Annotated in this window: 5 protein-coding genes and 1 pseudogene; 5 read left to right on the forward strand and 1 reads right to left on the reverse strand. The window is 63.7% G+C overall.

Annotated features, from left to right (window positions below; genetic code table 11):
• Positions 1-1500: porin (locus tag Q0S16_RS19050; RefSeq protein WP_366517845.1), on the forward strand; the 1500-nt coding region annotated here is incomplete at its 5' end.
• Between the two features lie 295 nt (positions 1501-1795).
• Here the strand turns inward: Q0S16_RS19050 and Q0S16_RS19055 are convergent.
• The gene (locus Q0S16_RS19055; RefSeq protein ID WP_295851499.1) at positions 1796-4006 is read right to left on the reverse strand and encodes a transglycosylase SLT domain-containing protein; all 2211 of its coding nucleotides are present in this window, start codon (positions 4004-4006) and stop codon (positions 1796-1798) included.
• 235 nt (positions 4007-4241) lie between these two features.
• Here Q0S16_RS19055 and dapA point away from each other — a divergent pair, with 235 nt between their 5' ends.
• The 4 genes and pseudogenes from dapA to Q0S16_RS19075 all read left to right on the forward strand — a co-directional run.
• Positions 4242-5132, forward strand: coding sequence for a 4-hydroxy-tetrahydrodipicolinate synthase (gene dapA / locus Q0S16_RS19060; protein ID WP_295851502.1), 891 nt, complete (start codon positions 4242-4244; stop codon positions 5130-5132).
• Positions 5133-5190: 58 nt separating this feature from the next.
• Positions 5191-5607, forward strand: a complete 417-nt coding sequence (mscL, locus tag Q0S16_RS19065) for a large conductance mechanosensitive channel protein MscL (RefSeq protein WP_295851504.1) — start codon at positions 5191-5193, stop codon at positions 5605-5607.
• A gap of 60 nt (positions 5608-5667) precedes the next feature.
• Complete coding sequence (gene smpB, locus Q0S16_RS19070; protein WP_295851505.1) at positions 5668-6141, forward strand: SsrA-binding protein SmpB; 474 nt, start codon at positions 5668-5670, stop codon at positions 6139-6141.
• Positions 6142-6151: 10 nt separating this feature from the next.
• Positions 6152-6248 (forward strand): annotated as a pseudogene (locus tag Q0S16_RS19075) (peroxiredoxin); the annotation flags it as partial.

The raw sequence follows: 6248 nt of genomic DNA on the forward strand, positions 1-6248 counted from the left end.
ACTAGCATTAAGGGCCTTGTTCTCGGCTCGGCGGCGAGCCTGCTCGCATTCGGCGCAGCGCACGCGGCCGATCTTCCCGTCAAGGCCAAAGCGGTCGAATACGTGAAGGTCTGCTCGCTGTACGGCGCTGGTTTCTATTACATCCCCGGCACCGACACCTGCATCAAGATCGGCGGCGCGATCCGTCTGGACGTCGCCTTCAACGGCAACATCTATAACAATCCGTTCTGGCAGGGCGGCACTGGCGGCAGCGGCGTGTTCACAAAGGACTATTTCGTGTCGCGCGAGCGCGTGAACGCCACCCTCGACACCCGCACCGCCACCGAATACGGCGTTGTTCGCACCTATTCGAACATCCAGTTCGACTTCTCGCAGAACCGTGAGTCGATCGCTGGCGGCTTCGTCGAAATGGATTACGCGTTCATCCAGTTTGCCGGCTTCACCATGGGTAAGGCTGTTTCGCAGTTCGACCCGCAGTGGGCGCTGTCCAAGCCGACGATCTCGTCGGGCCTCAATGCCGGTTCGAACAATGCGACCGGTATTCCGCAGCTCGCTTACACCGCCAGCTTCGGCAATGGCGTGTCGGCAACCATCTCGATTGAGAACGCATCGGCCTATCGCAACGCGGGTCTCTACAACGCCAACACCGCGATCCTGCTTCCGTTCGGCACCAACACAACCGTAGCCTACGGTGCCGCTTCCAACACCTTCGTCGGCAACGCGACCGGCGGCAACCACATTCCTGACATCGTCGGCAACGTTCGCCTCGATCAGGCATGGGGCACCCTGCACGGCGCCGCGGCGATGCACACCTCGACCCCGGGCTTCTATGCGACCGCTTTGGGTGCTACTGGCAATGAGAGCCTCGGTCACGCTGATGATTCCTACGGCTTCGCCGTCAGCGGCGCGATCGAACTCAAGAACCTGCCGACCGGCGCGGGCGACAGCCTGAAGCTGGAAGCGTCTTACGGCCGTGGCGCCGCCAAGTACGTGTTCGGCGGCACCACCGACGTCAATGGCGGCGGTCGTTATGCCAAGGCCTCCGGCGACGGCATGGGCTTCGGCTATGTTCTGGACGGCGTTTACAGCAACGGCGGACAGATCCAGCAGAGCAATGCCTGGGAAGTCAGCGCGTTCTACGAGCACTACTGGAACCCGAACTGGCGTACCTCGCTGTTCGGTAACTACAGCCACATCTCCTACGGCGATGCCGGCAATTTGGCGCTGTCGCAGTCATTCGGCGCTGGCCGGTTGAACACCGGACTTACCCAGACCGGCGGTAACTTCGATCTGGGTCTCGCCCAGGTCGGCACCAAGACTGCATGGACCCCTGTCAAGAACCTGACCCTGTCGGCTGAATTCCTCTACAGCCGTCTCGATCAGAACCTGCAGGGAACCTACAACGGTGCCGTCACCGGCAAGGCTACCCCGGTTGGCGGCTTCGCGCTGCGTGACCAGAACGTCTACAATGGCGCCGTTCAGGTTCTGCGCTCCTTCTAATATCGATCGTCTAACGACGCTCAATATCTGAAACAAAGACCCCCGGCAGGAAACTGCCGGGGGTTTTTGCTTGTTTGGTGTGATGGGAAAACGGGTTGATCTTGTCCCGGACGCAATGCGGCATCCCAGGCGATGTCCTTGCATCGCCGCCATGCCGCTCCGCGGAGCCGGGACCGTTACGCGCGCCGGCGTCTGGGGCGGTCCCGACTCCGCGGCGCAGTACGCCTCCTCACGGAGGCGCGTTGCACCGCGTCCGGGACAAGCTCGAGTTGTTTCTTGAGACGTGGGCCCGGCGCTATTCGACGCTGCCGCGGTGCAAATCCGCCTCGATCTGCAGCTTCGAACCGCCGCCGAAGCGGGCGCGGTAGACCTGCAAATTTTCCATGATCCGCTGCACGTAATTGCGTGTTTCCGCGAACGGGATCGATTCGACCCAGTCGACGGCATCCACCTTGGGGTCGCGGGGGTCGCCGTAGCGCTCCACCCATTTGCGGACGCTGCCGCGACCGGCATTGTAGCCGGCGAAGGTCATGATGTAGGAGCCGCGATAATCTTCCAGCAATCCGCCGAGTTCGGCCGCGCCGATCGAGGCATTGTAGACCGGATCGCCCTTGAGCTTGGCGAGGTCGAAGCTGGCGCCGTACTTTTTGGTGACATAGCGTCCGGCGTCCGGCGTCACCTGCATCAGCCCATAGGCATTGGCGGGCGACACCACCGCCTGGTTGAACGCGCTTTCCTGCCGCGCGATCGCATAGACGACGCTGCGTTCGACCTCGGGACCGACGGTCGGAAAGGCGGGGATGCCGACGGTCGGATAGGCATAATGATCGAACGGCAGCCCGCGGTTGAGCGCCGCCTTGCCGACCAGCAACATCGCACGGGCGTCGGCATTGCGCGATGCCAGTTCGCCGAGGCCCAGCGCGGCGTCGGGATCGCCATTCTCGCCGATGTCGCCGAAGATCGGAATGGCGATTTCGCGTTCGTCCAGCGCATAGAGCAGCGCCACGGCGCGCACGATTTCCAGCCGTTCGACACCGCGGCCGCGCGCGCCGGGGGCGCCGTTGATGTCGAGCTGCGGCATGCCGAGCTTGGCCCGCGCCAGCTGGCCATAATAGCTGGTGGATTGCTCGGCGGCCGAGGCATAGGCTTGGCGGGCCTCGGCGCTGCGGCCGGCGGCTTCGGCGGCGCGGCCCTGCCAGTAGCCGGCCCGCGCCAGCGCGGTCGGGTTGACGGAGCCGACGCCGATGCGGGCAAAATGCTGCGCGGCGGTCGCGGGGTCCTTGAGGAAGCGCAGCGCGATCCAGCCGGCGGTGAATTCCTGTTCGGTCTTGTAGATGTCGCGCGCCGGCAATGCGGCGTCGCGCGCGATCAGATAGGCCGAGCGATGCTCGCCGACATCGAGCATTTTTCGCGACAGCAGCCGGCGCTCGATCCACCATTCGTCGAGATTGTGCAGCCGGGCGGGATCGCGCGGCGCCGCGATCATCAATTGCGCGGCCTCGGCAAAACGCTCGTCGCGGCGCAATTGCTGGATTCGCGCAAACATGTAACCGGGATCGCTGTGCAACTCGCTTGGCACCGCGTCGAGCAGCGCCTTGGCATTGCCGGCCTTCTTGGTGACGCCGATGCGCGCCCGGGCCAGCGCCATCTGCGCGGCGCCAAGCCGCTTGGCGGCGCGCAAGGCGGCGTCGGTGTCGCTGCCATACAGCATCAGGTCCATCCGCGCCTTGTGATCGCCGGGCGTGATGAAGGGGCCAAACAGATCCAGCGCGGTGGTCTCGACATCGCCGGAGATCGAATCATTGCGCCAGGCATCGCGGACATGGCGTTCGGCGCCGCTGCGATCGCCGCGCGCGATCAAGGCCTGCGCCAGCGCAAACTTGCCCTTCGCCGACAGCGGCTTCTCGTTCTGGAAATAGCCGAGCACGGTGTCGTCGTCGCGGTGATCGTCCCACAGCGCCGCCTCGGCGCGACGGCGCAAAAAGGTCTGCGATGGCCAGCTTGGATTGGCGGCCAGGAAGGCGCGGTAGCGCTCGACGGTGGCGCCATTGTCGTCGCTGCGCAGGATGATCCATTCCGCCAGCTTGCGCGCGACCGGATCGCCGATTCCCTGCGCGAGCTGCGAGGCATCCACCGGCTTGCGCTTGCGCACCAGTTCGATGACGTTTTCCAGCGCCTCGGTGTCGGCCTGCGACGTCGCGGCGGTCGCGGCCATCGCCGCCGGGGCGATCGGCTTGCGGGCCGGCGGCGGCAGCGCGGCGTGCTGTCGTGTGGCCGGCTGCATCGCCGGTGCCGGACTTGCCGCGTCGGGTGACAACGGTTTGGCGGGCGCGGGCAGAGCGGTGTTCTTCGGTACGACGTTGCGCGCGATCGGTCGCGGTTTTGGCAGTGGCACCGGTGTCGCCGCATAAGCTTGCAGGCTCAGGGTGGACACGCTGGCCAGCAGCGCCAGGGTGATGCCCAGGGCCGTCCATCGCACAGCGGAGTTGGGGGCCAGTCGCGTCATGGCGCTCCTTCGCGGCGAATCAAGGTAATCGCAGTCGGTCACTGCTGTATTTAATTGAAATGATGGACAAAACGTCAATTTTTGCCGTTCGCCTTATCTCTGCCTGACCACCGCGGCGAAATCGCGGCTGAACGGCTTCCGGCGGTCTTTCGCCGCCGCGCCGAACTCGATAGAACTTGGTGCTCAAACAGTCGGTAAGCAGACGGCTCAAGCCGCAGCGCGCTCGGAGACAAATATGGCCACCACCGCGACTTTCAGTGGATCCTATACCGCGCTGGTGACGCCCTTCAAGGACGGCGCGCTCGACGAAGCGGCGTTTCGCGCCCTCGTCAGCTGGCAGATCTCCGAGGGAACCAGTGGCCTGGTTCCGGTTGGCACCACCGGCGAAAGCCCGACGCTGAGCCATGACGAGCACCGCAAGGTCGTTGAATGGTGCATCGACGAGGCCAAGGGCCGCGTTCCGGTGATCGCCGGTGCCGGTTCGAACTCGACCCGGGAAGCCGTCGAACTGGCCCGACATGCCGAGAAGGCTGGCGCCGACGCGGTGCTGGTGGTCACGCCCTATTACAACAAGCCGACCCAGGAGGGCATGTACCAGCACTTCAAGGCGGTCAATGATGCGATCGGGATTCCGATCCTGATCTACAATATCCCGCCGCGTTCGGTGGTCGACATGTCGGTGGATACCATGTCGCGATTGTTCGAGCTGAAGAACATCGCCGGCGTCAAGGATGCGACCGCCAATCTGGCGCGGGTGTCGCAGCAGCGCCATGCCATGGGGCCGGATTTCATCCAGCTGTCCGGCGAGGACATGACGGCGCTGGCCTATATGGCGGCCGGCGGCCATGGCTGCATCTCGGTGGTGGCCAATGTGGCGCCAAAACCCTGCGCCGAGCTGATGGCGGCGGTGTTCAAGGGCGACTATGCCGCTGCCCTGAAGATCCAGGACCGGCTGGTGCCGTTGCACGACGCGATCTTCATGGAGCCAGGTCTGGCGGGCGCCAAGCATGGCCTGACCCTGCTCGGTCGCGTCAAGGAAGAGGTGCGGTTGCCGCTGCTGCCGGTCACGCAGCCTACCGGCCAGGCGATCCACCGCGCGATGGTCCATGCCGGGCTGATCAACTGAAGCAAGGCCGTTTCCGGATTAAATCACAGTCTGCGATATTGATGGGAAGGGATTGGGAATGCTGAAGGAATTCCGCGATTTCGCGATGAAGGGCAATGTCGTCGATCTCGCCGTCGGCGTGATCATCGGCGCGGCATTCGGGGCGATCGTCAGCTCGATGGTCGGCGACATCATCATGCCCATCATCGGGGCCATCACTGGCGGTCTGGATTTTTCTAACTATTTCACGGGTCTGTCCAAGGCGGTGACCGCCACCAATCTGGCCGACTCCAAGAAGCAGGGCGCCGTACTGGCCTGGGGCAGTTTTCTGACGCTGACGCTGAACTTCATCATTGTCGCTTTCGTGCTGTTCTCGGTGATCCGCTTCATGAACAAGCTGAAGCGCAACGATGCGGCGAATCCGTCGGAGCCGCCCAAGCCGACCCGCGAACAAGAGCTGCTGACCGAAATCCGCGATTTGCTGAAAAAGGCCTGAACGCCTTTTCAGCGAGCGTTATCGGACCTGTTTTCAAGATAACGCCCAGGGCAACTGACGATGGCCGAGAAAAAAGACCGCCCGATGAAGGTAATCGCCGAGAACCGCAAGGCGCGGTTCCATTACGCGATCGAGGATACTCTGGAGGCCGGTATCGAGCTGACCGGTACCGAGGTGAAGTCGATCCGCAATGGCAAGTCGACGATCGCGGAATCCTATGCCGATCCCAAGGATGGCGAGATCTGGCTGATCAACTGCAACATCCCGGAATATCTGCAGGCCAACCGTTTCAACCACGAGCCGAAGCGGCCGCGCCGGCTGCTGATGCACCGCAAGCAGATCAACAAGCTGATGGGCGCGGTGGAGCGCCAGGGCATGACGCTGGTGCCGCTGAAAATGTATTTCAACGAGCGCGGCCGGGTGAAACTGCAGCTGGCGCTGGCCAAGGGCAAGCAGTTGCACGACAAGCGCGCCAGCGAGAAGGACCGCGACTGGGGCCGCGAAAAGGGTCGCCTGATGCGGGCGCGGGGGTAAGGATTGATTGATGAAGCAGCCCAATCTTCTTGACGTCGACTGGACCAAAATCCCTGCGCCCGAAGATGACGGCGCGGCGGCGCATCTGGTGGGCATGGCGATTCCGC

Origin of the sequence: Tardiphaga sp. (assembly GCF_025356345.1) — a bacterium.
GTDB lineage: Bacteria > Pseudomonadota > Alphaproteobacteria > Rhizobiales > Xanthobacteraceae > Tardiphaga.

Bases quoted from the DNA above. Each gene is read 5' to 3' on its own strand.
- Q0S16_RS19055 (WP_295851499.1), bottom strand. From the start codon at position 4,006: ATGACGCGACTGGCCCCCAACTCCGCTGTGCGATGGACGGCCCTGGGC.
- dapA (WP_295851502.1), top strand. From the start codon at position 4,242: ATGGCCACCACCGCGACTTTCAGTGGATCCTATACCGCGCTGGTGACG.
- mscL (WP_295851504.1), top strand. From the start codon at position 5,191: ATGCTGAAGGAATTCCGCGATTTCGCGATGAAGGGCAATGTCGTCGAT.
- smpB (WP_295851505.1), top strand. From the start codon at position 5,668: ATGGCCGAGAAAAAAGACCGCCCGATGAAGGTAATCGCCGAGAACCGC.